General features: G+C 45.2%; 1 protein-coding gene. It reads left to right on the top strand.

What is annotated here, in order from left to right; all coding sequences use genetic code 11:
- Positions 1-72 precede the first annotated feature (72 nt).
- Complete coding sequence (gene uvrB, locus AACT21_RS09510; protein WP_029189720.1) at positions 73-2103, top strand: excinuclease ABC subunit UvrB; 2031 nt, start codon at positions 73-75, stop codon at positions 2101-2103.
- The last annotated feature ends 101 nt before the right edge of the window (positions 2104-2204 follow it).

Below are 2204 nucleotides of genomic sequence, written 5' to 3' on the forward strand. Positions count from 1 at the left end.
TTGAACAATTACTTGCAACAAAACATGGCTAACAGCGAGAATGCCTATTCAGTTATAGAGGACAACGGCATTATGAGCAAAACGTTTGAATTGGTATCGGGCTATCAACCGTCAGGCGATCAACCAACGGCGATCAAGCAATTGTTTGATGGGCTAGATGCAGGTCTTGCTCATCAAACCTTGTTGGGTGTGACGGGGTCAGGGAAAACATTCACCTTGGCTAATGTGATCGCCAAGGCGCAGCGTCCGGTTATCTTGTTGGCACCGAATAAAACGCTCGCAGCCCAGCTGTATGGTGAGATGAAGTCATTTTTCCCCAATAATGCGGTTGAGTATTTCGTCTCTTATTACGACTACTATCAGCCAGAGGCGTATGTGCCGACCACGGACACATTTATAGAAAAAGATTCCTCGATTAACTCACACATAGAACAAATGCGACTCTCCGCGACTAAAGCGCTGCTTGAGCGTAAAGATGCGATTATTGTAGCTTCTGTATCGGCGATTTACGGTTTGGGTGATCCTGATTCTTATCTGAAAATGATGCTGCATGTTCGCCGTGGTGATGTGATGGATCAGCGCGACATTATCCGCCGTTTAGCCGAGCTCCAATACACACGTAACGATATGGCGTTTGAACGTGGTCAATTTAGAGTTCGTGGAGAGGTGATCGATATCTTTCCCGCGGAATCGGATTATGCGGCCGTGCGTGTTGAAATGTTTGATGATGAGGTAGATTGCATCAGTTTGTTTGACCCATTGACGGGCGCAATGATTCAGCGAGATCTTCCTCGCTATACCATCTATCCTAAAACGCACTACGTTACGCCAAGAGAGCGCATTGTAGATGCGATAGAGCACATCAAAGAGGAGCTGCGAACTCGCCAAGCCTACCTGTTGGAAAACAATAAACTACTCGAAGAGCAGCGCATATCGCAGCGTACTCAATTTGATATTGAAATGATGAATGAGCTCGGTTTTTGTTCAGGTATTGAAAACTATTCACGTTATCTTAGTGGGCGAAAAGAGGGAGAGCCGCCTCCGACCCTGTTTGACTATCTACCGCATGACGGTTTATTGATTATCGACGAATCACATGTAACCGTGCCGCAAATTGGCGCGATGTTCAAAGGCGATCGTTCACGTAAAGAAACGTTAGTGGAGTTTGGTTTCCGGTTGCCTTCCGCTTTAGATAACCGTCCATTAAAGTTTGAAGAGTTCGAATCGCTTGCACCGCAGACGATCTTTGTTTCTGCTACCCCGGGCAACTATGAGCTAGAAAAATCAGCCGGACAAATTGTGGATCAAGTGGTGCGCCCAACCGGATTACTGGACCCCGTGCTGGAAGTACGACCAGTCGCAACACAAGTGGATGATGTGTTGTCAGAGATCCGCATTCGCTCAGCGAAAGATGAACGTGTGCTGATCACGACATTGACTAAACGCATGGCTGAAGACTTAACTGAGTATCTTCATGAACATGGGGTTAAGGTCAGATATCTGCACTCAGATATTGATACTGTTGAGCGGGTTGAGATTATTCGCGACCTTCGCCTAGGCGAATTTGATGTGTTAGTGGGTATTAACTTACTGCGTGAAGGTTTGGATATGCCTGAAGTCTCTCTTGTCGCAATTCTTGATGCGGATAAAGAAGGTTTTCTACGTTCAGAACGTTCATTAATTCAGACCATTGGCCGTGCGGCACGTAACATTGAAGGCAAAGCGATTCTCTATGCTGACCGCATTACTAACTCAATGAAGAAAGCGATGGATGAAACCGATCGTCGCCGTGAAAAGCAGCAAGCACATAATGAAGAACAAGGGATAACACCTCAGGCGCTGAAACGTAATGTCAAAGATATTATGGAGTTAGGTGATATTACTAAGTCCAAGCAGCAGAGGATGAGCAAACAAGTACCTTTGTCGAAGGTGGCAGAAAGCTCGCAAACTTATGAAATATTCACGCCGCTACAACTGGAAAAAGAGATCGCCAAACTAGAAGGGTTAATGTACAAACACGCACAAAACCTAGAATTTGAATTGGCTGCCGAAAAGCGTGACCAAATTGAAAAACTGCGTCAGCAGTTCATTACCAACAGTTAAAAAAATAGCCAATAGAAAAAGGTCTATTGGCTGTTATTTGTGAACACTTTATTCACTAACAACGTCAGTTGGCTAGGTGACCCCTAAGGGTCATATTGAAT

This window comes from Vibrio sp. V08_P9A1T1 (genome assembly GCF_963874405.1).
Taxonomy (GTDB): domain Bacteria; phylum Pseudomonadota; class Gammaproteobacteria; order Enterobacterales; family Vibrionaceae; genus Vibrio; species Vibrio anguillarum.

What these genes read in the sequence shown, in the direction of transcription:
- uvrB (WP_029189720.1), top strand. Translation starts at nt 73, where the DNA reads ATGAGCAAAACGTTTGAATTGGTATCGGGCTATCAACCGTCAGGCGAT.